The following is a 26,719-nucleotide window of genomic DNA, read 5'->3' on the forward strand; positions in this document are numbered from 1 at the left end:
CCAAAAAAAGGGGGGCCAGGGGGCGAAGCCCCCGTACGGGACGGGTAGGGGCGGCGGGGGCGAAATCAACCCCCCCCCCCCCCCACCGGCACTACGCCAGCCCGGGCCCCCGCACCGGAATGGACGTGAACGTCGGTTCAGGAGCCGGATTCTGGAAGAAGTCGTTGCCCTTGTCGTCGACGACGACAAACGCGGGAAAGTCCTCGACCTCGATCTTCCAGACGGCCTCCATCCCGAGCTCCTCGTACTCGACGACCTCGACCTTCTTGATGCAGTCCTGCGCGAGCCGCGCGGCAGGCCCACCGATCGACCCCAGGTAGAAGCCGCCGTGCGCGCCACACGCGTCAGTGACCTGCTGAGAACGGTTGCCCTTGGCCAGCATCACCTTGGAGCCACCGGCGGCCTGGAACTGCTCCACGTAGGAGTCCATGCGCCCGGCCGTCGTCGGCCCGAAGGACCCGGAGGCGTACCCCTCGGGGGTCTTGGCCGGACCGGCGTAGTACACCGGGTGGTCCTTCAGGTACTGCGGCATCTCCTCGCCCGCGTCGAGCCGCTCCTTGATCTTGGCGTGCGCGATGTCGCGCGCCACGACCAGCGGCCCCGTCAGCGAGAGCCGGGTCTTCACCGGGTGCTTGGTCAGCTCGGCGAGGATGTCGTCCATCGGCTGGTTGAGGTCGATGCGGACGACGTCACCGGACTCCTCCAGGTGGGAGTCCTCGGTCTCCGGCAGGAACCGCGCCGGGTCGGTCTCCAGCTGCTCCAGGAACACGCCCTCGGCGGTGATCTTCGCGGTGGCCTGGCGGTCGGCCGAGCAGGAGACGGCGATGGCGACGGGCAGCGAGGCGCCGTGCCGCGGCAGACGCACCACGCGCACGTCGTGGCAGAAGTACTTGCCGCCGAACTGCGCGCCGATGCCGATCTTCTGCGTCAGCTCGAAGACCTTCTCCTCAAGCTCCTTGTCGCGGAAGCCGTGGCCGGTCGCGGAGCCCTCGGCGGGCAGCTCGTCCAGGTAGTGCGCGGAGGCGTACTTCGCGGTCTTCAGGGCGAACTCGGCGGAGGTGCCGCCGACGACGATCGCCAGGTGGTACGGCGGGCAGGCCGCCGTGCCGAGCGAACGGATCTTCTCCTCCAGGAACTTCATCATGGAGGCCTCGTTCAGGACCGCCTTGGTCTCCTGGTAGAGGAACGACTTGTTGGCGGAGCCGCCGCCCTTGGCCATGAAGAGGAACTTGTAGGCGCCGCCGTCGGTCGCGTACAGCTCGATCTGCGCCGGGAGGTTGGAGCCGGTGTTCTTCTCCTCCCACATGGTCAGCGGGGCCATCTGCGAGTAGCGCAGGTTCAGCTTCGTGTACGCGTCGTAGATGCCGCGCGACAGGGCTTCCTCGTCGCCGCCCTCGGTGAGGACGTTCTGGCCGCGCTTGCCCATGACGATGGCCGTGCCGGTGTCCTGGCACATCGGGAGCACGCCCGCGGCGGCGATGTTCGCGTTCTTCAGCAGGTCCAGGGCGACGAACTTGTCGTTGCCCGAGGCCTCCGGGTCGTCCACGATGCGTCGCAGCTGCGCCAGGTGGGCCGGGCGCAGATAGTGCTGGATGTCGTGGATCGCCTCGGCGGCGAGCTTGCGCAGCGCCTCCGGCTCGACCTTGAGGAACGTGCGCCCGTCGGCCTCGAAGGTGGACACACCCTCGGAGGTCACCAGCCGGTACGGGGTGGTGTCCTCTCCCAGCGGGAGCAGATCGGAGTACGCAAACTCTGGCATGACGCCCAATTCCTCACTCGGCAGACAGCGGCGCGACCTCCATTGGTGGCGCCCGACCAGCGTAGAGCGCCCGGGGAGCGCCGGTCTGGTGAGGTAAGGCTCACTTGACGGCGGCGGCCGGGTCGGGCGGACCCGCGCGCCGGTCGCCGCGCCGCGCGCGACCGGACCGCCCCTCGTGGGGTCTAGTCGCGATCTATCGCGTTTGGGTACGCTGACGGGCGTGGACCTAGAGAAGCGTTCCCAGACCCCTGCCGCCAAGGCGCCCGCGCGGCTGCGCGCTTCGGACGCCGACCGAGACCGCGCCGCCGACATCCTCGCCGAGGCGCTCGCCACGGGCCGGATCGACCCGGAGGAGCACGGCGAGCGGATCGACGGGGTCTACAACGCCAAGACCGTCGCCGAGCTCGAACCCTTCGTCGAGGACCTGCCCGCCCCCGGCGACAAGGGCCCCTCGTTCGAGAAGGCGCCCGCCCGGCCCTCGCCCGGCGAGGTCCCCGAGTCCGCCGACGAGACCCTGCACGCGGTCTTCGGCGACGCCGTCCGCAAGGGGCGCTGGCGCGTCGGCCGCCGCACGCACGCGTACGCCGTGTTCAGCGACGTCGTGATCGACCTCAGCGAGGCCGTCTTCGAGCACCGGCAGATCGTGATCAAGGGTTTCGCGCTGTTCGGCGACGTGAAGATCCGTGTTCCGGAGAACATCTCGCTGCGCGGCCGGGGCACGGGCGTCTTCGGCACCGTCGAAGTGGACACCCTGGACGCCGAGGAGAAGGACGCGCCGGTCGTCTTCGTCGAGGGCTTCGCCGTCTTCGGCGACGTCAAGGCCCGCCCCAAGCGCGGCAAGCTCATCCGTGACCTGCGCGGATATCTGCGCAAGCGGCTGGAGGGCTGAGCGCGCCGCCCGCCGCCGCGGCGCCCCGGCACCCGCTCGACGACGACACGTTCCGGCCACCCGCGCCGCACGGCAGGAACCGGAGCTTCCGTACACCGGAACCCAGTGCATAGGCCCGCACACAGCGGGTAGAGCTTCGGGCATCGTCTCTCGCTCGCGAAGCCGTCGTCAGGAGTAGACCGTGCTGCAACCGACGCATCAGTCCCTGCAGGTCGCCGTACCGGCGGAGGGGGCCTCCCCTGCACGAGCGCAGTCGAGCGCTTGGGGAAGGGTGCCAGCGCGCGAGCGGGACCAGGACAACCCATGGCACTCCGACGCGGTGTGCCGCCGGGACGAGGCCGGTCTCTTCTTCGCCCCGTCCAAGGAGCCCACCGCGGCCCGGCTCTCCCGCGAGGAGGCCGCGAAGCGCGTCTGCGCCCGCTGTCCCGTGATGGTGGAGTGCCGCGAGCACGCCCTGCTCCAGCCCGAGCCGTACGGCGTCTGGGGCGGCCTGACCGCCGCCGAGCGCCGCGTGGTCCTCGCCCGGCGCCGCCGCCGCGACCTGGAGCTCCAGAAGGCCACCCGCACCGCCGCGGGCCCCATCGCCGCCGCGGGCTGAGCCGCCGCGAACTCCGGGGCGGACTCCGGGGCCGCTGCGATCCCCGGGGGCCGGTGAGGGGCGGCGCGCGCGAGGGCTCGTCCTCGTACGACGACGGGGGCGCTCCCCGCACGGAGCGCCCCCGTCGTCGTATGCCGCGGGCCCGCGGCCCCGCCTACTTGGCGCGGTCGAAGTCGATGGCGCTGTACGCGCGCAGCTTCGAGAGCCGGTGGTCGGAGTCGATCTTCCGGATGGTGCCGGACTTGGAGCGCATCACGAGCGAGGACGTCGAGGCGTTCTCGGCGCGGTAGCGCACGCCGCGGAGCAGCTCGCCGTCGGTGATGCCGGTCGCGACGAAGAACACATTCTCGCCGCTGACCAGGTCGTTCGTGGAGAGCGTGCGGTCCAGGTCGTGCCCGGCGTCGATCGCGCGCTGCTTCTCCTCGTCGTCCTTCGGCCACAGCTTGCCCTGGATGACACCGCCCAGGCACTTGATCGCGCAGGCGCTGATGATGCCCTCGGGGGTGCCGCCGACGCCCATGAGCAGGTCGACGCCGGTGCCCTCGCGGACCGCCATCACCGAACCGGCCACGTCGCCGTCCGAGATGAACTTGATGCGGGCGCCGGTCTCGCGGATCTCCTTGACGATGCCCTCGTGCCGGGGCCGGTCCAGGATCATCACGGTGACGTCCTCGGGCGAGGACTTCTTGGCCTTCGCGACGCGGCGGATGTTGACCGCCGCGGGCGCGTTGATGTCCACGTAGTCGGCGGCCTCGGGGCCGGTGACCAGCTTGTCCATGTAGAACACCGCGGACGGGTCGAACATGGTGCCGCGGTCGGCGGCGGCCAGGACGGCGATGGCGTTCGGCATGCCCTTGGCGGTCAGGGTGGTGCCGTCGATCGGGTCGACGGCGATGTCGACCTCGGCGCCGGTGCCGTCGCCGATGCGCTCACCGTTGAAGAGCATCGGCGCCTCGTCCTTCTCGCCCTCCCCGATGACGACGACGCCGTTCATCGAGACGGTGTGGACGAGGGTCCGCATGGCCCTGACGGCGGCACCGTCCGCGCCGTTCTTGTCGCCGCGGCCGACCCAGCGGCCCGCGGCCATGGCGGCGGCTTCGGTGACCCGGACGAGCTCCAGGGCGAGGTTGCGGTCGGGAGCCTCCGGGGAGACCACGAGTTCGGACGGCAGCGAATGATGCTCGGTCATCGAGGCGCACCTTTCTGATACGGAACAAAAACTGCGCCCGGAGGGTGTCCCTGCAAGGGCGGGGGCGGGAGACGGGCGGGCGGCCGGATGAGGGATATGCCTTGACTCTATCCGCAGGTCGAAAGAATGAGCAGAGGGCCCTACACCTGAGCGCGGGTGGGGGTGCGGCCCGGGGTGCCGACGGGACCTGCGACGATGGAGGGCGTGGCAGGCAGAAATGGCAAGCAGACCGTGCGGAACATGCTGCTCTCGATGGCCGTCATCGGCATCGTGGTCGCGGTGATCTACGTCTTCGTCCCGCACGACGATTCCGAAGAACCGGTCGAGCGGGTCGACTACCGCGTCGAACTCCTGACCGCACGGCGGGCCGCGGCCTACCCGGTGGCGGCGCCCCAGGGCCTCCCCAAGTCGTGGAAGCCGACGTCGGTGCGGTTCAACGGCGCCGACCACGACAGCTGGCACCTGGGCTTCCTCGACCCGGCCGGGGAGTACGTGACGGTCAAGCAGTCCACGGCCAAGCCGTCCCAGTTCATCGACTCGGCCACGCAGAAGGCCCGCAAGACGGACCGGACCCAGAAGATCGCGGGCAAGACCTGGCACCGCTACAAGGGCTCGCGCTACGACGCGCTCGTCCTCCAGGACAAGGGCGCCACGACGGTGGTCGCGGGGACGGCCTCGTTCGGTCAGCTGACGGCGATGGCGGAGTCCCTGGAGATGAAGCGGACGCCGGTCGAGACCAGCGTGTAGCGGTTCGCGCGCGGCGGTTAGCGGTACGAGGAGAGGCCCCCGGCGGTTGCCGGGGGCCTCTCCTCGTACGGGGTGGGACTCAGACGGTCGTGATGACGTCCTCGTACTCCAGGCGCGGGGAGCGCGGGAACCAGGCGTCGTCGCCCGGCTTGCCGATGTTGACGACCATCAGCGGGGTGTGGTCGTCGTCCAGGAACTCCTTCTGGACGCCGGCGAAGTCGAAGCCGGTCATCGGGCCCGCGGCGAGGCCGGCGGCACGGATGCCGACGATGAAGTACGCGGCCTGCAGCGCGGCGTTCAGACCGGCGGCCTGCTCACGGACCGGGCGCTCGGAGAAGAACGCGTCCTTGGCCTGCGGGAAGTGCGGGAAGAGGGCCGGGAGCTCCTCGTGGAACTCGTTGTCCGCGGCCAGGATCGCGACGAGCGGCGCCGTGGCGGTCTTCGGGCGGTTGCCCTCGGCCATGTGCTGGACCAGGCGCTCGCGGGCCTCGGGGGAGCGGACCAGGGTCACCCGCAGGGGGGACTGGTTGAACGCGGTGGGGCCGTACTTGACCAGGTCGTAGATGGCCTGGACCTGCTCCTCGGTGACGGGCTCGTCGGTGAAGGTGTTCGCGGTGCGGGCCTCGCGGAAGAGCAGGTCCTGGGCGGCGGGGTCAAGAACGAGGGACATCTTTACAACCTTCTCGATGCGTGGCTGAGGGCTCAGGCGGCGGCTCTCGCGCACTTGGGAGGTGCTGGAGTGCCTGCCGGTGAGATCGACAGTACGACAGCGAGGTTCAATGTTCAACTAAAACCGGGGCGTGGTGATCCGCTTCACAGGGACGGGCCCCGCGCTTCCTGGGCGTCCGGCGTGTCCTGCGTGTTCTGCGTGCCCTAGTCGTCCTCGGCGTCCGAGTCGTCCTCGGCGTCCGGGGCCGCGAGAGCCGCGTCGAGCCGGGCGCGGGCCCCGTCCAGCCAGCGGCGGCACGCGGCGGCCAGCTCCTCGCCGCGCTCCCACAGGGCGAGCGACTCCTCCAGGGTCGTGCCCCCGGCCTCCAGGCGGCGCACCACCTCGATCAGCTCGTCCCTGGCCTGCTCGTAGCCGAGCGACGCCGCTTCCGTATCCGTCCTGCTGGTCATGCGCCCACCCTAGATGTCGACTCGTACCGTGAATTCGCCGTCGGCGACCCGGGCCCGCAGCTCCTCGCCGGAGGCCACCTCGTCGGCCGCCCGGACCACCGCGCCGCCGCCCCCGTCCGCCGTCCTCTTCTGCAGCACCGCGTACCCCCGCTGGAGGGTGGCGGCGGGGGAGAGGGCGACCACGCGCGCGTGCGTGTGGGTCAGCTCCGACTCCGCGCGGTCCAGGAGGTGGCCGAGCGTGCGGCGTGCCCGGTCCGCGTACGCCGTGATCTGCTCCTCGCGGTCCTCGACCATGCGGTGCGGGTGCTCCATGCAGGGGCGGGCCAGGGCGTGCGCCAGGCCGCGCTCCTCGCGGTCGAGGAACGCCTCGACGCTGCGGCGCGCGCGGTCCCGCAGGAACGCCACGCGCTCGTACTCCTCGCCGACGTCCGGCACGACCTTCTTCGCCGCGTCCGTGGGGGTCGAGGCGCGCAGGTCGGCCACGTAGTCGAGGAGGGGGGTGTCGGGTTCGTGACCGATCGCGGACACCACGGGCGTACGGCACGAGGCCACCGTGCGCACCAGCTGCTCGTCGGAGAACGGCAGCAGGTCCTCCACGCTGCCGCCGCCGCGCGCGACGACGATCACGTCGACCTCGTCGAGCGCGTCCAGCTCCTTCACCGCCTGCACCACCTGGGGGACGGCGTGCACGCCCTGCACCGGGACGTTGCGCACCTCGAAGCGGACGGCCGGCCAGCGGTGCCGGGCGTTCTCCAGGACGTCCCGCTCCGCGGCCGAGGCGCGGCCGCAGACCAGGCCGATGAGCTGCGGCAGGAACGGCAGCGGCTTCTTGCGGTCCGGCGCGAACAGGCCCTCGGCGGCGAGCGACTTCTTCAGCTGCTCCAGGCGGGCGAGCAGCTCCCCGACGCCGACCGGCTTGATCTCGGCCGCCCGCAGGGACAGCTGGCCCCGCGGCGCGTACCACTCCGGCTTGGCGTGCACCACGACGCGGGCGCCCTCCGACACGACGTCCGCGATCGCGTCGAACACCTGGCGGTAGCACGTGACGCTCACGGAGATGTCGTGCGACGGGTCGCGCAGCGTCATGAACACCACGCCCGCCCCCGGGCGCCGCGACAACTGCGTGATCTGCCCCTCGACCCAGATCGCTCCGAGCCGGTCGATCCAGCCCCCGATGAGCCGGGACACCTCACCCACGGGCAGCGGCGCGTCAGCGGACGTATTGAGACCCATGAGCCGAGCGTATCGGCCCCCACCGACAGCGCCCCCTACGGAACCGGCGGCTTGCCCCGAGCCCCCTGGGCAGCCAGCACCACCAGGCCCACCCCCAGCCAGATCGCGCCCACCACCTGCGCCGAGCCGGACGCCTCCACGATGACGGCGACGACGATCGCCGCACCGAGCACGGGCACGAGGATGTGCCGCCACCAGCTCACCTCGCCGCCCCGCCGCCGTACCGCGAACCACCCGACCACGCTCGCGTGCAGCAGGAAGAAGGCCGTCAGCGCCCCGATGTCGACCACCGACACCAGATGGTCCATGCCGTCGTCCCGCCGGGCCGCCCACACGGCGGCCACGAGCGTGACGACGGCGGCGCACAGGAGCGCGACCCGCGGCGTACCCGACTCCGTCTTCGACAGCAGCCGCGGCAACCGCCGTTCCCGCGCCATCGCGAACAGCAGCCGCCCCGCGGCCGCCTGCCCGGCGAGCGCCGCGAACGCCGCCCCGATCGCCTTGCTGACGGCCACCAGGTCGTGCAGCCAGTCCCCGACGGCCGCGTCCACGGAGGAGTAGAAGGCGGACCCCTGGTCACCGGGGTTGGCGGCGAGGTCGGCCGAGGAGACCGGGGACAGCAGCGCCACCAGATACGTCTGCAGGACGAACAGCACGCCCGTGAGGGCCAGGCAGAACAGCACGGCCCGCGCCACCTTCGCCGAGCCGCCCGTCACCTCCTCCGCGAACGAGGCGATCGCGTCGAAGCCGAGATAGGACAGGACGGCCACGGACACGGCCCCGACCACCGCCGACAACGCGAACGCCCCTTGCGTGCCGTCACCCGTCAGCGGCGAGAGCCACCCCCGCTCCGCCCCGTCCCGCGCGAGCACCACGACGGCCGACACCACGAACACCAGCAGGACGACGATCTCCAGGGCGAGCACCGCGAACCCGACCCGCGCCGCGGGCCGCACGCCCCACAGGTTCAGGGCCGTCGTCAGGGCCACCGCGATCGCCGTCCACACCCACCGGGACACCGACGGCACCAGCTCGTGCATGGCGATCCCGGAGAAGAGATACGCGACGGCCGGGATCAGCAGGTAGTCCAGCATCGCCATCCAGCCCGCGATGAACCCGGGGCCGTTGCCGAGCCCCACGCGCGCGTAGGCGAACACGGAACCCGCCTGGGGGACCACCTTCACCATCTGGGCGTAGCTGAAGGCGGTGAACGCCATGGCGATCGTCGCGATGACGTACACCAGTGCCACCGCGCCGTGCGACTTCGCGTCGAGCGTCCCGAAGACGCCGACCGGGGCCATCGGGGCGATGAACAGCAGACCGTAGACGACCAGGTCCCGGAAGCCGAGGCTCCGTCTCAGGCCCTCGCCGTCGGCCGGGGGTTCCCCGTCGGGCGGCAGGGGCGCATTCGTCGTATGGGCGGACATCGAGCCTCCGGGTGCCTCCGCTGGTCACGCAGTGGCTCCCAGTCTCCCCACTGAGGCGATCTTTGACCTGTCGTACGCGGCCTTACGATGGTCCGTATGACTGCAACGCCTGGCTCCCGCCGTGTCCTGCTCGCCGCTCCCCGTGGCTACTGCGCGGGTGTGGACCGTGCCGTGATCGCCGTCGAGAAGGCCCTGGAGCAGTACGGGGCCCCGATCTACGTCCGCCACGAGATCGTCCACAACAAGTACGTCGTGCAGACCCTGGAGAAGAAGGGCGCCATCTTCGTCGACCAGGTGGAGGAGGTGCCGGAGGGCTCCATCGTGATGTTCTCCGCGCACGGCGTGGCGCCGACCGTCCACACGGAGGCCGCCGAGCGCAGCCTCGCCACGATCGACGCGACCTGCCCGCTGGTCACCAAGGTCCACAAGGAAGCGGTGCGGTTCGCCAAGGAGGACTTCGACATCCTCCTGATCGGCCACGAGGGGCACGAGGAGGTCATCGGCACGTCCGGTGAGGCCCCCGACCACATCACGCTCGTCGACGGCCCCGAGGACGTCGCCAACGTCGAGGTCCGCGACCCGGACAAGGTCGTCTGGCTCTCCCAGACCACGCTCTCCGTGGACGAGACGATGGAGACGGTCGACGCCCTGAAGGGCAAGTTCCCGAACCTCCTCTCGCCGCCGAGCGACGACATCTGCTACGCCACGCAGAATCGCCAGACCGCGGTGAAGAAGCTCGCGGAGGACGCCGAGCTGGTCATCGTCGTCGGCTCCAAGAACTCCTCGAACTCCATCCGCATGGTCGAGGTCGCCCTGGAGGCGGGCGTGCCCGCGTCGCACCTGGTGGACAACGCCGCGGAGATCGACGAGGCCTGGCTCGACGGCGTCACCACGGTCGGCCTGACCTCGGGCGCGTCCGTCCCGGACGTGCTGGTGGACGGCGTCCTGGAGTGGCTGGCCGAGCGGGGGTACGCGGACGTGGAGACGGTGAAGACGGCCGACGAGTCGATCACCTTCTCGCTGCCCAAGGAGCTGCGCCGCGATCTGCGCGCCGAGGCTGCGGAGCTGTCCGCGAAGAAGTAGCCCGTGGGGCGACCGGTCCAACCGGGGCGTGACTGTCGGTCCGGCATCGTAACGTGGGGTCCATGCAGATCTTCGGTGTGGACATCGGCGGATCCGGGATCAAGGGGGCACCCGTCGACCTGGAGCGCGGGGACCTGGCCCAGGAGCGGCACAAGGTGCTGACGCCGCAGCCCGCCACGCCCGAGGGCGTGGTCGAGGGCGTGCGCGAGGTCGTCGAGCACTTCGGCTGGACCGGCCCGGTCGGCGCCACGTTCCCGGGCGTGATCATGGACGGCATGGCGCGCACGGCGGCGAACGTCGACAAGAGCTGGATCGGCACGGACATCCGGAGCCTGATCTCCGGGCGCGTCGGCGGCTCCCCGGTGACCGTCCTGAACGACGCGGACGCGGCGGGCGTAGCCGAGATGCACTTCGGCGCGGGCCGCGGCCGCACGGGCACGGTCATCACGCTCACCCTCGGCACGGGCATCGGCAGCGCCGTCTTCACCGGCGGCCACCTCGTGCCGAACACCGAGCTGGGCCACCTGGAGCTGCACGGCCACGACGCGGAGAAGAAGGCCTCCTCCAAGGCCCGCGAGGACGAGGACCTGACCTGGGAGCACTGGGCGCACCGCGTCCAGAAGTATCTGGCGCACGTCGAGATGCTGTTCTCGCCCGAGCTGTTCATCATCGGCGGCGGCGTGAGCCGCAAGGCCCACAAGTTCCTGCCCCTGATCGAGGGCATCGAGGCCGAGATCGTCCCGGCGGAGCTGCAGAACAACGCGGGCATCGTGGGCGCGGCGATGGCGGCGCGGGCGGACGGGCAGGGGGCGTAGCCCGCGGGCCCGCACCCCGCGCGGCCGACCAGGCCTCCTAGGAGGCGGGCACCCGCCGCTGCGGCGGCCGCACCTGCCCGCCCCGGCGCTGCTGCTGTTCCTTCCACTGCCGCTGCTGGCGCCGCCGGTTCATGAGCTTGACCTTGCGCACGGTCACGATGACACCGGCGACCAGCGTCCCGCCGTACAGCCAGCCCGCGTGCAGCGCGAGCGATGTCAGCAGCCCCATGAACTGACCGCCGAAGCCGTCGGTGCCGCCGGAGATCGGCAGCACCCCGGCCGCGAACGCGATCGGCACCGCGACGGGCGCGGTGACCAGGTCGGCGGGCCGCACCCACAGCGCGGTCAGGGCGCTCACGGGCAGGAACAGCACGCCGTACGCGACGAGCGAGCTGCCGAAGAGCAGCCGGAGCAGGCACGCGAGCACGAACATCATGGCCGCGGCGAAGAGCCCGCTGCCGAGCCCGGTCAGCCGCGGATTGGGCATCCGGCGCAGCTTCCGGTACAGCGGCATCCGGCTGACCCTGCGGTACACCGGCGTTCTGCGCAGGACGCGGACGAGCGGCGATGCGGGCCTGCGGGGGCCCGGCGGGGTACGGGGAACGGGGGGCTCCGCGGGGCTGCCTTGTTCGGGCAGCGGCGCGGTGCGGCGCGGCCTTGCGCCCGGGGGACGGGTCCTGTGTTGCTCCACCGGTCCAACCTAGGTCGGCCCGGGTGGTCATACCGTATTGGGACACGCGTTTTGGCCGAGCTTGGCGATGCGTTCGACAGGGCGGCGGTACGGGGCGGGGGTGCGGGTGCCCCGGAGCGGGGCCCGACGGCGGCTCCGGGCGGGTACGGGGGCGGGGCGCGACACGCCGTAGACTGGTGGATCGCCAGACTGGTGGATCGCCCCGGACGACGAGGACAGCGCGCAGCACCGCCGACCCTCCCGGGAGGCCAGCCAGCCCCTGTCACCCCAGCCAGTCCCTGACAGAGCCCTCTGCCAGTCCTCCAGTCCTCACGTACGGGAAGTCGCAACGTGTCGCTCACGATCGGAATCGTCGGTCTGCCCAACGTCGGCAAGTCGACCCTGTTCAACGCCCTGACCAAGAACGACGTCCTTGCGGCCAACTACCCGTTCGCGACGATCGAGCCGAACGTGGGCGTCGTCGGCGTCCCCGACCCGCGCCTCACCAAGCTCGCCGAGATCTTCAGCTCCCAGAAGATCCTCCCCGCGACCGTCGACTTCGTCGACATCGCGGGCATCGTGCGCGGCGCGAGCGAGGGCGAGGGCCTGGGCAACAAGTTCCTCGCGAACATCCGCGAGTCCGACGCGATCTGCCAGGTCATCCGCGCCTTCAAGGACGAGAACGTCGTGCACGTCGACGGCAAGGTCTCGCCCAAGGACGACATCGAGACGATCAACACCGAGCTGATCCTCGCGGACCTCCAGACCATCGAGAAGGTCCTGCCGCGCCTCCAGAAGGAGTCGCGCATCAAGAAGGACATCGCCCCGAAGGTGGCGGCGGTCGAGGCGGCCAAGGAGATCCTGGAGAAGGGCGACACCCTCTTCTCGCAGGGCATCGTCCAGGGCTCGGAGCGCGCGGAGCTCCTGCACGACCTGCACCTCCTCACCACCAAGCCCTTCCTCTACGTCTTCAACGTCGACGAGGACGAGCTGACCGACGACGACTTCAAGGCCGAGCAGCGCGCCCTGGTCGCCCCGGCCGAGGCGATCTTCCTCAACGCCAAGCTGGAGGCGGACCTCGCCGAGCTGGACGACGAGGAGGCCCTCGAACTCCTCCAGTCCGTCGGCCAGGAGGAGCCCGGCCTCGCCACCCTCGCCCACGTCGGCTTCCGCACCCTCGGCCTCCAGACCTACCTCACGGCAGGCCCCAAGGAGTCCCGCGCCTGGACCATCAAGCAGGGCGCGACGGCCCCCGAGGCAGCCGGCGTCATCCACACCGACTTCCAGAAGGGCTTCATCAAGGCCGAGGTCATCTCCTTCGCCGACCTGGTGGAAACCGGCTCGGTCGCCGACGCCCGCTCGGCGGGCAAGGCGCGCATGGAGGGCAAGGAGTATGTGATGCAGGACGGGGATGTGGTGGAGTTCCGCTTCAACGTGTGATCGGCACATCACTGCGAGCTGGGCGCTTCGTCAAGTTCGCAGGCGGCAAGGGGTCGGCTTCCCGGGGAGCCGACCCCTTGCTGTTTCCCGTGCCGAGATTCCCGATCTTGCGTCAGGCATCCACTCTGCCCAGGAGCGGATGCAGTGGTACGTTATTCGGTACCGCTAGTGGGAAGGGTCTGGTCATGTCCATAACTGCGAGCGAAGCCCGCAAGGCTCTCTTTCCGCTGATCAAGAAGGTCAACGACAACCACGAGGCCATCGAGATCGTCTCCAAGCACGGCAACGCGGTGCTCGTCTCGGCCGAGGACTATGCGGCGCTACGCGAAGGCTCATACCTTCTGCGCTCTCCGGCGAACGCTCGCCGTTTGCTCAAGGCGTACGAGAATGCCCTGGCCAACATCAATGTGTCCGAGCGGGAGCTGATCGATCCTGACTCGCCGGATGCGGCACGTGAGGGTGCCGCGTGAGGCTCGTCTTCGAGGATCAGGGCTGGGAGGACTACACCTCTTGGCTCAAGAACGACCGGAAGATGCTCGCTCGGATCAACAAGCTCATCGAGGACGTCAAGCGCGACCCCTTCGCGGGGATCGGCAAGCCCGAGCCACTGAAGTACCACTTGCCCGGGGCATGGTCGCGGCGGATCGACGATGAGCACCGCCTTGTCTACCTGGTCACGGACAAGGAAATCGTCATTCTTGCGGCTCGCTATCACTACTGATCTCCGGAACGTTCTCTTGTGGGGCGTGGCCCATGCGATACACGTTGGCAACGGAAGGTGCTACTAGGGGCGCAGCCAGAGAGTTGTGTCGCCTATGACTTGCTGCGGTCGGGCGTCGAATCTTGAGTGGGCTGGGGTGCCCGGAAGCGAGTCAACCCGCCGGGTACCACCGGTCAGTCGGAACTCAACTTGGCCTCGACCTGGGTGACCAGGTCGCGGCACTTCGTGGTGTTCTTGAAGAGCGGCGCGAGATAGTTGTTCGAGTAGGTGCTCTCGATGGCTTCGGTCAGGTGGTCGAGAGCGATGCCGGTCACCTTGTGGACCCGCTTGATCTCCTTGTTCCAGTCATATTTCGCATCGTTGACCTTGTCCAGTTTGAGTTGGTTGAAGACCAGCTGCAGCACGAGCCGGTTCCCGTGCGCGGCCACGGCGAACTCCCTGTCGACGAGGCTCCTCCGGCGATCGGCCAAGTCTGCCTCGACCGCACGCATCACCTGAACGCAACGCCACACCCGGTGCGCGCTGGTCCCGTTGTTGAATAGGTTTGTGTACGGCGCTCGTTCGGTGTTTTCGGACAGCCGGCCAACCGCGCTCTTCGCCAGAACCGTGTAGTACGGATTGTTGTGGGCGCAGGCGAGGGCAACAATTGCGTCTTCGACTGTGCACCCGTCACTCTCGGCGGGCACGTTTTCTCCGCGCTTGACGGAGTACTGCTTGTGCAGTGACAGAAGCATATCCCGGCGAATACGTTCCTGCTGTTGATCAAGTGCGACGAAGTCCCGGCTCTCGACGCTGTTCTGTGTGTTCGTCGCCCGGGTCACATCCGTGGCAAAATCGGGGGGGCACCCCTCGAGCGAGATGAATCGAACCCATACGCGAGCCTCTTCGAGAGATTTCTCCTCCTTCTTTGCGGCCCGGTGGATGCTTGCCACGGTCTGCGCCCCGTTGACCACGCTCACGCCCTCGATCGTGAAGTCGCCGTACGCGTGAGTAGAGCCACCGCGAGGTGTCTTCTTGATAGACTCGCAGAGTGCGGTGATTCCGTTGTTGAAGTACCAGAAGTTCTCACCTTGAGTGAGTAGCGTGTGGGTCAAGCCCTCGTTTACCTCGGTATTTCCGAGCGACTTACGCAGATTCTGCGAGAAGAGTCGATCGCCGTGCTGTTCGAACCATGAGGCGATTTCTGTCGCCTGAACAAGTCCGTAGTATGCCTGATAAGGAAGGTCGACCTTGCCCCACTGCTCGATGGGCACGGTCAACTCTATCCGTGGTCCTGCTGTTCCCTCGACCACCATGGAATGGAATTCTCGTAGACCAAGTACTTCCAGGGTGACCACTGGGTCATTTTCGTTGGCTTCTGCCAGGAAGTCGTCGAACACGTACTGGGCCTCCGCTGGCAGGGTGCTTCGGCCCGTGGTGGCGACAACCACGATGAAGGTGACCGCGGCATCACTCAAAGCTGCAGTGATTTCTGTGCGACGCGCTTGGAGTGAGACGGAGAAGCGGTCGAACTTCATGTTGAAGAGGTCGCTGCAGCCGCTCCGAATCTTGAGGGCATCGGCTTGGGAGAGCCCAGAGTCCCCTGAACTGTCTAGTTTCGACTGGACGATGACGATCCGGCGGGTTTCATCATCGATGGCCAGAGCGTCGATCCCGTTGTCGTGGAACCCGTCGGTCACGGCGGCTGCGGCCTCGCCTAGGGTGCAGCCCGTGTAACGCTGTACGGCGCGAGCTGCCAATGCCCTGCTGAGGAAGATTGTGTCGGATTGGGCGCGCTGGCTGCCCGTCAGATCGCTCAAGTCGATCAGGCCGGTGAAGTCCCGGCTGAGAGAGTCCTTGACGTGGTGAACATGCAGCGTGCGCACGGAGGTCCCGCCCCTCGTCGTCCTGCGAACCAAGAAAATTCAGCTTAGTCCTTGGTAGTGGTCCGGCCTCGGCCTTTTCGGCGGGGGTGGCGCAGCTACCAGGTTCTCGATCGGATCGGGATGTGGACTGCGGCAGCGGTGGCGGCGCCGAGGACGACAGGCCCGTGCTGCGCATGCACCTGGGCAGTCGATGTCGGGGTCCGAGTTGACACTCCATCGGCGTTGGCCAGGACCTCGACGTGCTGGAGCAGCTGGGATGGAGCCCCGTGCTGGGACCGTGCCGGGGCGACGTCCGCCCTATCTTCGCAGGTGAGGGCTCTGCAGCACACGTTCCGCTTCAACGTGTACCGCTGTAGGGGGTCAGGTGGGGCCGGGTACGGAAGCGCCCGGCCTCGTTGCGTTTCCGGTTCCGCTTTCCTTGCTGGCGGGGGCAGTTGAGGGGGTGGGGTTGGTTCTTGATTGACTTGCGGGGATTTTCGGGGGGCGGTGTTCTGCTGTGTCCCCGCACGGTGAGCCTGGGGGAAGAATGACTCGTTCTGAGGAGCCTGTTCTGCGTCGGCGTGCGCTGCTTGGTGGGAGCGCGGCCGTCGGGGCCGGGGTGGTGTTGTCGGCCGGTGTCGCCTCGGCCGACGCCGGTAGCGGTGCTGGTGTCGGTGTCGGACGGTGGCATGGGGGTGTCGGTCAGGCCGCCGTTGATGCCGTCGTCGCTCGGCTCGGCGAGAATCTGGTCGCGTTGCGGCGGGACTTCCACCGGTATCCCGAGGTGGCCGGGGCGGAGGAGGGCACCTCCCGGATCGTGGCCCATCTGCTGCGCGCCGCCGGGCTGAAGGTGACGACCGACGTCGGGGGGTTCGGGGTCGTCGCCGTGCTGAAGGGGGCGCGGCCCGGGCGTACCGTGGCCTATCGCGCTGACATGGATGCCGTACCGGAGAACGGGATCATCCCCAAGGGTGCCAAGCCCGCCCATGCCTGTGGGCATGACATCCACACCGCCGTCGGCGTGGGCGTCGCGCAGACCCTCGCCCAGCTGCGGGACCGGCTCAGCGGCACCGTGGTCTTCCTCTTCCAGCCGGGGGAGGAGGCGCTGAAGGGCGCCAAGGCGATGATCGCGGCCGGTGTGCTCGACGACCACCGGCCCGAGGAGATTCACGCGCTGCACTGCGGGCCCTTCCCGGTGGGGCAGTTCGCCGTGACGCCCGGGAGCGGCCTTCCGGGGCAGGACGGGGCCCTGGTCGAGATGAGCGGTCCGGACGCGTTCGCTTCGGCGGAGCGGCTCGCCGCCGAGATCAAGAAGCTCTCCACGATGGCCTTTCCGGAGACGCCCGCCGACCTGGAGAAGATGGTCGCCGACGTGCAGACGGCTGAGGGGCCGCTGGCCAGGTTCGTCGTCGTCAGGGCGGGGGCTGTGCGGGACCCGGGGACGCGGAAGGTCACCGTCCCCGTCTCGTACCGCTGCTGGCCCGAGGAGCGGTACACCGAGGTGCGTGCGGCGATCCGGCGCCTCGCGAAGGCGTACGAGGGTGCCGTCGTGACGTTCGACAAGGACCCGTTCCCCGCCATGGTCTGTCCGGAGCGGGACGCCCGGGAGCTGGGGCGGCACCTGCGGCGCAGGCTCGGGTCGGACGCGGTGACCGTGATGCACGCCGCGTTCCCCTTCAACGGCGAGGACTTCGCGCTCTTCCTGGACAGGATCCCCGGTACGTACACCTTCCTCGGCGTACGGCCTCCGGGAGCCGTCATCACGAAGGGCTACCCGCACTACGGCGCCTTCGACCCCGATGAGCGGGCCATCGGGATGGGTGTGCGTGCGATGGCCGGGTGGCTCGCGGAGCGTGCCAAGGGGTGACGGGAGCTTTCGGCCGCGGCCCCCGCCCTGGTGGGCGGGGGCCGCGGTGTTTCCGGTGGGCGGGGTGTCAGCTGAGGATCAGCAGCGTCGTGATGCCCGGGCCGAAGGCGCCGCCCAGTTGGTAGCTGAGGGCGAAGAGGCCTATCGCTGTGGGGCGTTGGGCGGGGGTGGTGGCGGAGGCCGCGTGGACCGAGAGGGTGGCGTTGGCGCCGGTCGCGGTGAAGGCCGCTGCGCCTGCCGCCAGCAGGAGCAGGGGGCCCGAGCTGGTGAAGGTCGCTGTCACCACGGCCGTCGCGCCGACGGTGACGAGGATCGTGCGCACCGCTGTCCGGCCCAGGCGCGCCGAGCTCGCCGCAAGGAGCCAGGACAGGGCCGACGCGGTCAGCAGGGTGATCAGCTGGCCCGTTCCGATCGCGCCCTTCGACCAGCCCGCCCGGTCCTGGAGCAGGCTCGGCACCGTGAACAGGAGCGTGAAGTACGTGGTGGAGAGGGTGACGCCGAGGGCCGCTGAGATGAGGAAGAGGGGGGAGCGCAGGAGCGTCGCGGGGACGAAGCCCTCCGGGCGGCGGCGGACGTGCAGGGCCAGGAGTACGGCGGTCAGCAGGGCCGCCGCCACGGCCGGGAGCGGAGTCGTCGGCAGCAGGATCAGGGACGTCGCGAGGGCGATGAGCAGCGCCGCCCCGCGTGCGTCGAAGCGGCCCTCGCCGGGCGGCGTGCTGCGGGCGTAGCGCGCCACCGCGGGCACGGCGAGCAGCGCGATCGCCGACACCGCGAACGCCAGACGCCACGACACCGCGTCCGTGAGCGTCGCCCCCAGGAGCGGTCCCGCCGCTCCCATGACGCCGAAGCCGGAGCTGATCACGCCCATCCGGCGCGCGCTGCCCGCCAGGTTCATCGCCGCCGCCACCAGGCCCGCCCCGCCGAGCGACTGGCCGACACGGCCCGCGAGGGCCACCGGCAGCCAGGGCGCGACCGCGACCAGGGCGGTGCCGCCGAGCACCAGGGCCGTGCTCAGGCGCAGCAGGGGCTTGAGGCCGCGGCGGCGCAGCAGCGCCGCCAGCAGCGGGGTGCCCGCCGCCATCGCCCAGGCGAACGCCGTCACCATCCACGTCGCCGTCGCGGTCGCGACGCCCAGGGAGCGCGCCATGTCCGGCAGGATCAGGACGGGGGCGTTGGCCCCGGCGGCCACGGGGGCGGCCAGCAACGCCAGCCAGAAGGCGGGGACTTGGCGGGGGGTGGGGCTGGTGGAGGGTTTGGTGCCAGTGCCAGTGCCAGTGCCGGTGCCGGTGCCAGTGCTGGTGCTGGTGCTGGTGTCTGGGCGGGTGCGTGATCTCCGGGTACGAGACGCGTGGGGCGCGGGCGCTGTGACGGTGGCGGTGGATGCGGTGGCGGACACGCTGGTGCTGGACACGGAGACCCCCTGGAGCGGAACGGAACGGAACGATTAGGAACGGAATGATTCGGAACGGAACGATTTGGGACGGATCAGACCGTCGTTACGACGTCCTCGTACGCCAGCCGCGGGGAGCGCGGGAACCAGGCGTCGTCGCCCGGCTTGCCGATGTTGACCACCATCAGCGGCTCGTGGTCGTCGTCCAGGAACTCCGCCCGGAGCCCCTCGGCGTCGTAGCCCGTCATGGGCCCCGCGGCGAGGCCCGCCGCGCGGACGCCGACGATGAAGTACGCGGCCTGGAGCGTGCCGTTGACGAGGGCGGACTGTTCGCGGACGGAGCGCTCGGAGAAGTACACGTCGCCGATCCCCGGGGCGTGCGGCACCAGCTGGGGCAGCTCCTCGTGGAACTCGTGGTCCGTGGCGAGGATCGCGACCAGCGGGGCCGTCTCGGTCTTGGCGCGGTTGCCCTCGGCCATGTGCTTGACCAGGCGCTCGCGGCCCTCGGGGGTGCGGACGAGTATGACGCGCAGGGGGGACTGGTTGAAGGCGGTGGGGCCGTACTTGACCAGGTCGTAGATGGCCTGGATCTGCGCCTCGGTGACGGGCTCGGCGGTGAAGGTGTTGGCCGTGCGGGCCTCGCGGAAGAGCAGGTCCTGGGCGGCGGGGGCGAGGGCGAGCTCGGACATGATGGGGCTCCTTCGTTGTCTCTGTGTTCGTCTTCTCAAGACTGAAAGTTTCAACGTTGAGATAAAAGCACGGGGATTCTTTCAGCGTCAAGTGTCTTAACATTGAGAAGATGCTCGTTGAGGGAAGACGGGCGCAGCCGAAGGAGAGGGGACGTCATGGGTGACGCCGTGGACGCGATCGTCGGGCAGTGGCAGCGGGAGCGGCCCGACCTGGGGGACGACCTCTGGCCGGTGCAGCTGATCGCGAGGGTCCAGCGGATGAACCGCGTCCTGGACCGCGGGGCCAAGGAGTTCTGCGCCAAGCACGGCGTGGAGTGGGGCGAGTTCGACGTCCTGACGACGCTGCGCCGCTCCGGGCCGCCGTACGCCCTGACCGCGGGCGCCTTCCTCAAGGCGGCCATGGTGACCTCGGGCGCGATCACCAACCGGATCGACAAGATGGAGGCCAAGGGCCTGGTCGAGCGGGTCAGGGACGGCGCCGACCGCCGCACCGTACGGATCAGGCTCACCGAGCACGGCAAGCAGCTCACGGACGTCCTGATGGCCGACCACCTGAGCCGCTACACCCGCCTCCTCGGCGACCTCGACCGCGCGGAGGTCGACGCCGCCGCCGCGCTCCTCCGCAAGTTCCTGGAGGCGCAGGGCGACACGTCGATCACGTAGCCGCGGCCGGGCGGGTGGCGCATTGAAGCCCCTCCGGCGGCGCCGCGGCCGAGGCGACCCCCTGTGTCACCCCCGCCCACCCCGTCCCGGGGAAATCGATGGTGGCTGAAATCCCGCCAACAGCGCGCCCCCGCCCCCTCCGCCTCGCGGAAGTCGCAGTCCGGCAGTGCCACCCCGTCCCACGTGCCACTCCACTGTTACGGGGGGAATGCACGGATTATTGCTGCCATGTCATGGCCGGGGCGTGGCAGTCGTGTTACGTCCGAACACCGCCCTTGTGGGTTTCCTATGGATCCGCCAATCTTTCGTCGGCGACAGAGAGTTGAACATTGATCAACTCGGCGTGAACATGTCGGCCAAACATTGTCATGCCCTTGTCGCATCCCCCACCAGCGCACCACCGATTGAGGAGGACCCCTCAGATGGCAGTGATGCGTCACCCCCGCCGAAGACTGGCCGGTACGGGCACCCTCGCCCTGACCGCCGCCACCGCCGTCGCCCTCGGTGTCGTCGCCGCGCTCCCCGCGAGCGCGCAGCCGAAGGCAGCGGAAGGCCGGATCCAGTACGCGGACGCCCCCGGCTCGATCGCGAACAGCTACATCGTCACCCTCGACGCGGATGCCCCGAAGGCGGACTCGCCCGCCGGCAAGGCGCTCGCGAAGAAGCACGGCGCCGAGATCGAGCGGACGTACAAGAAGGTCCTGAACGGCTACGAGGTGCAGGCGTCCGAGGCCGAGGCGAAGAAGTTCGCCGCCGACCCGGCCGTCGCCTCCGTCGTGCAGAACCGCACGTACACGGTCGCCGCGACCCAGCCCAACCCGCCGTCGTGGGGTTTGGACCGCATCGACCAGCGCAACCTCCCGCTGGACCAGAAGTACACCTACCCGGACAAGGCCGGTGAGGGCGCCACCGTCTACATCATCGACACCGGTGTCCGTAAGACGCACCAGGACTTCGGTGGCCGCGCGGTCGACGGCTACGACGCCATCGACAACGACAACACCGCGCAGGACGGCCACGGCCACGGCACGCACGTCGCCGGAACCGTCGGCGGCATCGCGCACGGCGTCGCCAAGAAGGCCAAGATCGTCGGCGTCCGCGTGCTCAACAACTCGGGCTCCGGCACCACCGCCCAGGTCGTCGCGGGCATCGACTGGGTGACGCGCAACGCCACCAAGCCGGCCGTCGCCAACATGAGCCTCGGCGGCCCGGCCGACAGCGCGCTCGACACCGCCGTCCGCAACTCCATAGCCGCCGGCATCACCTACGCCGTCGCCGCGGGCAACGAGACCACCAACGCCAACACGCGCTCGCCCGCACGCGTCACCGAGGCCATCACCGTCGGCGCCACCACCAACACCGACGCCAAGGCGAGCTACTCCAACTTCGGCACGGTCCTCGACCTGTTCGCCCCCGGCTCCAGCATCACGTCGACGTGGAACACCAACGACACGGCGACCAACACGATCTCCGGTACGTCGATGGCGTCCCCGCACGTCGCGGGCGCCGCCGCCCTGTACGTCGCCGAGAACCCGTCGGCCACCCCGGCGCAGGTCTCCACGGCCCTGACGACCGCCGCCACGCCGAACGTCGTCGGCAGCCCCGGCACCGGCTCGCCCAACCGCCTGCTGTACGTGGGCACGGGCGGCACCAACCCGCCCGGACCGAAGTTCGAGAACGGCGCGGACTTCGCGATCACCGACAACTCCACCGTCGAGTCGCCGGTGACCGTCACCGGTGTCCCCGGCAACGCCCCCTCGGCGCTCAGCGTCCCGGTGGCCATCAAGCACACCTACGTCGGTGACCTGAAGGTCGAACTCGTCGCCCCCGACGGCTCCGCCTACGTCCTCAAGGACTTCGGCGCGGGCGGCAGCTCGGACGACATCAACACCTCGTACACCGTCAACGCCTCCTCGGAGACGGCCAACGGCACCTGGAAGCTCCGGGTCAGCGACAACGCCGCCCAGGACATCGGCACCCTCGACTCCTGGGGCCTGCAGTTCTGACGCCGGTCCTCTGACGCCCTCAGGGCAGGCGATTCCGGCGCCGGCCCCCTGATGACCGTCGGAACCGGGTGATCAACTCGCTTCACCGCTTCACCGCTTCACCGCTTCACCGCTTCACCGCTTCACCGCTCCACCTCTTCGTCCTCGTCCTCGCGGAACGGCTCCGGGTCCCTGACCCAGCCGGCCGCGAGGACGAGGCGCGTCCGGCGGTGCACGGCCAGGAACCCGAAGGGCCGGTCGAAGGTGGCGTCGATCTCCGTGACGGAGTAGCGCAGCCTCGGGACCCCGCCGCCGACCGCGGTGACGAGGGTGGCGGCCGCCGCCCGGAAGCCCAGCTCCCCGAAGGTCGCGGTGGCCGCCTGGGCGGCCTTGGCCACCGCGATCGGCTCGACGGCGACCCCGGGGAAGTGGCCGGAGCCGTCATCCGTGGCGGTGGTCAGGCCGAACAGGTCGCTCCGCGCGAGCAGGTCGTGCTCGGCGGTGACGGTGAACGGCACGGTCGTGAGGTGCAGTTGCGGGGGCAGCGGGCTCCAGTGGCGCTCCCTGCGGACGGTCAGGCCGGGTCCCGGTTCGCCGTACGGCAGGTGGGTGCCCGGCACGCGCGGCCAGTCGCGGCCGAGAATGCCCACGCCTCCGGCGAGCACCTGCCCCGGGGTCATCGACTCCTCACTGAGCAGCAGATGTACGTCGACGCCGGTGTCGCCGAGGACGCGCGCCTCGGTGACCGCCCCCGCGGGCGTGACGGCGACGCCCACGCGGTCGGGCAGGCTGCTGACCCGGCGCAGCGCGGCCAGGTCACGGCCGTACCAGGGGCCGGAGCCGACCTCCATGCCGCCCCTGACGAAGGGGCGCAGCCACGTCGTGCGCAGGGCGAGGGCACCCGCCAGGGCCAGCTCGGAGTTCTTGGCCACGCCGTCCGGCATCCGCTCGATCTGGCCGTCGGTGTGCTTCGCGATCCAGGCGTCGAGCGCGGCCTGGTCGTGGGCGACGTTCCCGGTCAGCACGCCCCGGGCGCCCGGGGGCAGGCCATCGGCCCACCTCTCGCGCAGTGTCAGGGTCCGAGTGGTCCAGAGCCCGACGGCGGCGCCGACACCGGGGATCGCGTCGAGGGCGGCCAGCAACTCCCGCGCCGCCTCCGCCGCCTGCTCCGGCGGCAGGCCGATCGCCTCGCCGAGCTCCGCGCGCGCGGGGCCGCCCGCCCCGTCCGCCAGGAACGCGAGGAGCGGCCAGACCCCGGCCGCGGAGAACACCGTGTCGCCCCGCACGTCCTGCGCCCACCGCGAGGTGAGCCTGTTGACCGCCCGCACCGTCGTCTCTGTCACGCGCATCCGGGGAACGTAGCGCCGGGGTCCGTCAGCCTCCCGCGCGGGTTCCCCTTTCGTGCGCCGGAGCGGCAGCCGGCGTGAGCGGGGTGGCGACCGGCGTGCGCCGGTGGCTCAAGCGCCGTATGTGATCAGTTAGTTGATTGCTATAACGCTCGAAAGGCCCTGCGTAAAGACCTGCGGGCCAGGAAATCATCACTTCGAGTGATTCGTTGGCCTAGGGTTGCGGCCAACAACCGACGGTTGCCAGGCTGTTGCTGTCTGTCAACCTGATGGGAGTGGCCAGTGACATTCGGTGAGCAGCCGGCCTATCTGCGCGTCGCGGGTGATCTCCGTAAGAAGATCACCGATGGTTCGCTGCCCCCGCACACCCGGCTCCCCTCGCAGGCCAGAATCCGCGAGGAGTACGGGGTATCGGACACGGTCGCTCTCGAGGCCCGCAAGGTGCTCATGGCCGAGGGCCTGGTCGAGGGGCGCTCGGGCTCAGGCACCTATGTGCGCGAGCGCCCCGACCCGCGCCGCGTCGCGCGCACCGGCTTCCGCGGCCCCGGCACCTCCACCCCCTTCCGCCAGGAGCAGGCCGCCGAGAACGCCCGCGGCACCTGGGAGTCCCGCAGCGAGCAGACCGACGCGACCGAAGCGGTCGCCGAGCGCCTCGCCATCCGCCCCGGGGACCGGGTGATGTGCACGCGCTATGTCTTCCGGGACGCGGGCGAGGCGATGATGATCTCCACGTCCTGGGAGCCTCTCGCCGTCACGGGCCGCACCCCCGTGATGCTCCCGGAGGAGGGCCCCCTCGGCGGCTGCGGCGTCGTGGACCGCATGGCCGCCATCGACGTGATCGTGGACAACGTCGCGGAGGAGGTCGGCGCCCGCCCGGGCCTCGCCGAGGAGCTGCTCGCCCTCGGCGGTGTCCCCGGCCACGTGGTGCTCTCCATCCAGCGGACGTACTACGCCTCGGGACGCCCCGTCGAGACGGCCGACATCGTCGTGCCCGCCGACCGCTATCGCATCGCATACCACCTGCCGGTGCGCTGACCGGGCGCCCGCCGGCCCGGGCCGATCGCCGCCCCGGCCGCCCGGAATGCGAACGGCCCCGTCCGTCCCGCGTGATCGCGAGTTAACGCCCGCCCGGGTTCCGTAACCCCCGGGCAACGACGCCCTGCGGTGGATCGTCACGCACGGCTCCTAACTTCCCCCTCCGTACCCGCAGTCCGGTCGGAAGTCAGGAGCCCTCATGACGGAAACGGTCACGCGCGACGACGCGAGCCCGGTGGGCGGGGCGGCCCCGGCCGACGGGCCCCCGGCGGGCGGCCCGCCGGGGCGCAGCTACGCCAGGCTCGCCGCCGACGAGAGCCGCGAGGACTACTCGCTGCGCTACGCCCCGCACTCCTTCCGCCGCTGGTCGCCGACCATGGTCGCGTCCACGGCGCTCGGCGGCATCGCCTACCTCGCGGACTTCGCGATCGGCGCGTCCATCGTCTTCACCTACGGCTTCACCAGCGGCTTCGCGTCCATCCTGTGCGCGGCGACGATCATCTTCGTCACGGGCGTGCCGATCGCCCGGGCCTGCGCGAAGTACGGCCTGGACATGGACCTGGTCACACGCGGCGCGGGCTTCGGCTACTTCGGCTCCACCCTCACGTCGCTCATCTACGCCTCGTTCACCTTCATCTTCTTCGCCCTCGAAGGCTCGATCATGGCCCAGGCCATGCACCAGGCGGTCGGGCTCCCGGTGGAGATCGGCTACTTGGTGACGACGCTGATCGTCATCCCGATCGTCTTCCGCGGCATGGGCGCGCTCGCCAAGGTGCAGGCGTGGACCCAGCCGATCTGGCTCATCGGCATGGTCCTGCCGTTCCTGGTGCTCGCCTTCGAGGCGCCGGACGCCTGGGGCGCCTTCGGTTCGTTCGAGGGCACCGAGGGCGCGGGCCAGGGCTTCTCCTGGATCGGCTTCGGGCTCGGCACCGGCGTCGCGCTCTCCCTCATCGCCCAGATCGGTGAACAGGCCGACTACTTGCGCTTCATGCCGGCCAAGACCGAGGCGAACAGGAGGCGATGGAATCTGGCCGTTCTCGCGGCCGGACCCGGCTGGGTGATCATCGGCGCCGCCAAGCAGCTCGGTGGCGCGTTCCTGGCGTTCGTGGCCCTGGAGGCGGTCGGCAAGACGCATGCCCTGGAGCCGATCGCCCCGCAGATCGAGGCGCTGCGCCCCTGGCTCGGCTCCTTCGCGCTGCCCGCCGCCGCGGTCTTCGTGATCGTCTCCCAGATCAAGATCAACGTGACCAACGCCTACAGTGGTTCGCTGTCCTGGTCGAACTTCTTCTCCCGCGTCACCCACCGGCACCCGGGCCGGGTCTGGTACATCTTCCTCAACCTCGCCATCGCGCTGACGCTGATGGAGATGAACATGTTCGCGGCCCTCAACAAGCTCCTCGGCTTCTACGCCAACGTGGGCATCGCCTGGATCGTGGCCGTCGCGGCCGACCTGGTCATCAACAAGCGGGTCGGCTGGAGTCCGCCGTACATCGAGTTCAAGCGGGCCTATCTGTACGCGGTGAACCCGGCCGGATTCGGTGCGATGGTGATCGCCTCGACGGTCTCCATCCTCGCGTTCTTCGGCATGTTCGGCCGGTACGCCGAGGCCTTCTCGACCTTCATCGCCGCCGGACTCGCCCTGCTCCTGTGCCCGTTGATCGCCTGGGCCACCCGCGGCAAGTACTACCTGGCGCGGCCGAACCCGGTGAACGGCCCGCACGTCGAGGTCCCCGACATCACGGCCACCCACACCTGCGCGGTGTGCGAGACGGCGTACGAACTCCCCGACATCGCCGACTGTCCCGTCCAGTCGGGGCCGATCTGCTCGCTGTGCTGCTCCCTCGACGCCGCGTGCGGGGACGTCTGCCGTACGTCGCCCGCGAGCGGCCCGGTGCTGATGCCGGTGCCGACCGTGCCGACTGTGCCCGCGGCTTCCGCGCCCGCGCCGACCCGAGCCCCCTAGGTCGGGGCGCACGCGGGCGCGTCATTCGTCAACGAACCGTAAAGGGGGCCGAGTTCGGGCTTGCCGCGCCCGTCGGCGGCCCGCACAGGGGGCGCGTCCGCCCGGACGCGCCCCCTCCATGCTGGCCGATTGCGTATCTCTTTGTGCAAAGTCGTATCCGCTGCGTAAAGGTCGGGCGTAAGCTCGGGCATATGCGGATTGCGGTTTCCTTACTGATCGAGGCGTGGGGTGCGCCGGGGGCGGGGAG

The 26,719-nt window shown here is 70.0% G+C and carries 24 protein-coding genes; 13 read left to right on the forward strand and 11 right to left on the reverse strand.

Annotated features, from left to right (window positions below):
* Positions 1 to 91 precede the first annotated feature (91 nt).
* Positions 92 to 1,759: a fumarate hydratase gene (locus ACZ6AA_RS03350; RefSeq protein WP_468451345.1), complete on the reverse strand. Its 1,668-nt coding sequence runs from the start codon at positions 1,757 to 1,759 to the stop codon at positions 92 to 94.
* 220 nt (positions 1,760 to 1,979) lie between these two features.
* Between ACZ6AA_RS03350 and ACZ6AA_RS03355 the strand changes: the two genes are divergently transcribed.
* Together ACZ6AA_RS03355 and ACZ6AA_RS03360 are read left to right on the forward strand one after the other, a co-directional pair.
* Positions 1,980 to 2,648 (forward strand): DUF1707 SHOCT-like domain-containing protein, encoded by a 669-nt coding sequence (locus ACZ6AA_RS03355; RefSeq protein WP_468451347.1) that lies wholly within the window; start codon positions 1,980 to 1,982, stop codon positions 2,646 to 2,648.
* Positions 2,649 to 2,829: 181 nt separating this feature from the next.
* The gene (locus ACZ6AA_RS03360) at positions 2,830 to 3,246 is read left to right on the forward strand and encodes a WhiB family transcriptional regulator (protein ID WP_468451349.1); all 417 of its coding nucleotides are present in this window, start codon (positions 2,830 to 2,832) and stop codon (positions 3,244 to 3,246) included.
* A gap of 154 nt (positions 3,247 to 3,400) precedes the next feature.
* On the opposite strand, the gene glpX is transcribed toward ACZ6AA_RS03360, so the two are convergent.
* Positions 3,401 to 4,435 (reverse strand): class II fructose-bisphosphatase, encoded by a 1,035-nt coding sequence (gene glpX, locus ACZ6AA_RS03365; protein ID WP_468451351.1) that lies wholly within the window; start codon positions 4,433 to 4,435, stop codon positions 3,401 to 3,403.
* A 204-nt stretch (positions 4,436 to 4,639) separates the two neighbouring features.
* On the opposite strand from glpX, the gene ACZ6AA_RS03370 reads away from it, so the two are divergent.
* A complete protein-coding gene (locus ACZ6AA_RS03370; protein WP_468451353.1) occupies positions 4,640 to 5,182 on the forward strand; it encodes a DUF4245 domain-containing protein in 543 nt (180 codons plus the stop codon).
* Between the two features lie 79 nt (positions 5,183 to 5,261).
* Here ACZ6AA_RS03370 and ACZ6AA_RS03375 read toward each other — a convergent pair whose 3' ends face one another.
* From ACZ6AA_RS03375 to ACZ6AA_RS03390, 4 genes are all read right to left on the reverse strand, one after another.
* Positions 5,262 to 5,852 carry a malonic semialdehyde reductase gene (locus tag ACZ6AA_RS03375; protein ID WP_471456017.1) on the reverse strand — a complete coding sequence of 197 codons (591 nt, stop codon included), beginning with the start codon at positions 5,850 to 5,852 and terminating at the stop codon, positions 5,262 to 5,264.
* A 203-nt stretch (positions 5,853 to 6,055) separates the two neighbouring features.
* The gene (locus ACZ6AA_RS03380; protein WP_468451356.1) at positions 6,056 to 6,301 is read right to left on the reverse strand and encodes an exodeoxyribonuclease VII small subunit; all 246 of its coding nucleotides are present in this window, start codon (positions 6,299 to 6,301) and stop codon (positions 6,056 to 6,058) included.
* A 9-nt stretch (positions 6,302 to 6,310) separates the two neighbouring features.
* The gene (gene xseA, locus ACZ6AA_RS03385; RefSeq protein ID WP_468451358.1) at positions 6,311 to 7,534 is read right to left on the reverse strand and encodes an exodeoxyribonuclease VII large subunit; all 1,224 of its coding nucleotides are present in this window, start codon (positions 7,532 to 7,534) and stop codon (positions 6,311 to 6,313) included.
* Positions 7,535 to 7,569: 35 nt separating this feature from the next.
* Positions 7,570 to 8,961 carry an APC family permease gene (locus ACZ6AA_RS03390; protein WP_468451360.1) on the reverse strand — a complete coding sequence of 464 codons (1,392 nt, stop codon included), beginning with the start codon at positions 8,959 to 8,961 and terminating at the stop codon, positions 7,570 to 7,572.
* 87 nt (positions 8,962 to 9,048) lie between these two features.
* Here ACZ6AA_RS03390 and ACZ6AA_RS03395 point away from each other — a divergent pair, with 87 nt between their 5' ends.
* The gene (locus tag ACZ6AA_RS03395) at positions 9,049 to 10,044 is read left to right on the forward strand and encodes a 4-hydroxy-3-methylbut-2-enyl diphosphate reductase (RefSeq protein WP_468451362.1); all 996 of its coding nucleotides are present in this window, start codon (positions 9,049 to 9,051) and stop codon (positions 10,042 to 10,044) included.
* A 62-nt stretch (positions 10,045 to 10,106) separates the two neighbouring features.
* Positions 10,107 to 10,859, forward strand: coding sequence for a polyphosphate--glucose phosphotransferase (gene ppgK / locus ACZ6AA_RS03400; protein ID WP_468451364.1), 753 nt, complete (start codon positions 10,107 to 10,109; stop codon positions 10,857 to 10,859).
* Between the two features lie 37 nt (positions 10,860 to 10,896).
* Here the strand turns inward: ppgK and ACZ6AA_RS03405 are convergent, their stop codons facing one another.
* A complete protein-coding gene (locus tag ACZ6AA_RS03405; protein ID WP_471456019.1) occupies positions 10,897 to 11,373 on the reverse strand; it encodes a DUF6542 domain-containing protein in 477 nt (158 codons plus the stop codon).
* A 507-nt stretch (positions 11,374 to 11,880) separates the two neighbouring features.
* Here ACZ6AA_RS03405 and ychF point away from each other — a divergent pair.
* The 3 genes from ychF (at position 11,881) to ACZ6AA_RS03420 (ending at position 13,690) form a co-directional block, all read left to right on the forward strand.
* On the forward strand, positions 11,881 to 12,969 hold the full coding sequence (ychF, locus tag ACZ6AA_RS03410) for a redox-regulated ATPase YchF (protein ID WP_468451368.1): 1,089 nt from the start codon (positions 11,881 to 11,883) through the stop codon (positions 12,967 to 12,969).
* Between the two features lie 185 nt (positions 12,970 to 13,154).
* A complete protein-coding gene (locus ACZ6AA_RS03415; RefSeq protein ID WP_356575293.1) occupies positions 13,155 to 13,439 on the forward strand; it encodes a type II toxin-antitoxin system Phd/YefM family antitoxin in 285 nt (94 codons plus the stop codon).
* A complete protein-coding gene (locus ACZ6AA_RS03420; RefSeq protein ID WP_380963382.1) occupies positions 13,436 to 13,690 on the forward strand; it encodes a Txe/YoeB family addiction module toxin in 255 nt (84 codons plus the stop codon). The genes ACZ6AA_RS03415 and ACZ6AA_RS03420 overlap by 4 nt, the downstream gene beginning before the upstream one ends.
* Positions 13,691 to 13,863: 173 nt before the next feature.
* Here ACZ6AA_RS03420 and ACZ6AA_RS03425 read toward each other — a convergent pair whose 3' ends face one another.
* A complete protein-coding gene (locus tag ACZ6AA_RS03425) occupies positions 13,864 to 15,555 on the reverse strand; it encodes an AIPR family protein (RefSeq protein ID WP_471456022.1) in 1,692 nt (563 codons plus the stop codon).
* A 526-nt stretch (positions 15,556 to 16,081) separates the two neighbouring features.
* On the opposite strand from ACZ6AA_RS03425, the gene ACZ6AA_RS03430 reads away from it, so the two are divergent.
* Positions 16,082 to 17,401: a M20 metallopeptidase family protein gene (locus ACZ6AA_RS03430; protein WP_471456024.1), complete on the forward strand. Its 1,320-nt coding sequence runs from the start codon at positions 16,082 to 16,084 to the stop codon at positions 17,399 to 17,401.
* A gap of 67 nt (positions 17,402 to 17,468) precedes the next feature.
* On the opposite strand, the gene ACZ6AA_RS03435 is transcribed toward ACZ6AA_RS03430, so the two are convergent.
* Together ACZ6AA_RS03435 and ACZ6AA_RS03440 are read right to left on the reverse strand one after the other, a co-directional pair.
* Positions 17,469 to 18,812, reverse strand: a complete 1,344-nt coding sequence (locus ACZ6AA_RS03435) for an MFS transporter (protein WP_471456026.1) — start codon at positions 18,810 to 18,812, stop codon at positions 17,469 to 17,471.
* 74 nt (positions 18,813 to 18,886) lie between these two features.
* Complete coding sequence (locus ACZ6AA_RS03440) at positions 18,887 to 19,480, reverse strand: malonic semialdehyde reductase (RefSeq protein ID WP_468480522.1); 594 nt, start codon at positions 19,478 to 19,480, stop codon at positions 18,887 to 18,889.
* Between the two features lie 156 nt (positions 19,481 to 19,636).
* Here ACZ6AA_RS03440 and ACZ6AA_RS03445 point away from each other — a divergent pair, with 156 nt between their 5' ends.
* Both ACZ6AA_RS03445 and ACZ6AA_RS03450 read left to right on the forward strand, forming a co-directional pair.
* A complete protein-coding gene (locus tag ACZ6AA_RS03445; RefSeq protein WP_468451378.1) occupies positions 19,637 to 20,143 on the forward strand; it encodes a MarR family winged helix-turn-helix transcriptional regulator in 507 nt (168 codons plus the stop codon).
* A gap of 422 nt (positions 20,144 to 20,565) precedes the next feature.
* Positions 20,566 to 22,149: a S8 family peptidase gene (locus ACZ6AA_RS03450; RefSeq protein ID WP_468451380.1), complete on the forward strand. Its 1,584-nt coding sequence runs from the start codon at positions 20,566 to 20,568 to the stop codon at positions 22,147 to 22,149.
* 122 nt (positions 22,150 to 22,271) lie between these two features.
* Here the strand turns inward: ACZ6AA_RS03450 and ACZ6AA_RS03455 are convergent, their stop codons facing one another.
* Complete coding sequence (locus ACZ6AA_RS03455) at positions 22,272 to 23,477, reverse strand: serpin family protein (protein ID WP_471456029.1); 1,206 nt, start codon at positions 23,475 to 23,477, stop codon at positions 22,272 to 22,274.
* 279 nt (positions 23,478 to 23,756) lie between these two features.
* On the opposite strand from ACZ6AA_RS03455, the gene ACZ6AA_RS03460 reads away from it, so the two are divergent.
* Complete coding sequence (locus tag ACZ6AA_RS03460; protein WP_468451384.1) at positions 23,757 to 24,509, forward strand: GntR family transcriptional regulator; 753 nt, start codon at positions 23,757 to 23,759, stop codon at positions 24,507 to 24,509.
* A 199-nt stretch (positions 24,510 to 24,708) separates the two neighbouring features.
* Positions 24,709 to 26,472 carry a purine-cytosine permease family protein gene (locus ACZ6AA_RS03465; RefSeq protein ID WP_471456031.1) on the forward strand — a complete coding sequence of 588 codons (1,764 nt, stop codon included), beginning with the start codon at positions 24,709 to 24,711 and terminating at the stop codon, positions 26,470 to 26,472.
* Positions 26,473 to 26,719 lie beyond the last annotated feature (247 nt).

This window comes from Streptomyces sp. NPDC040610 (genome assembly GCF_055594065.1).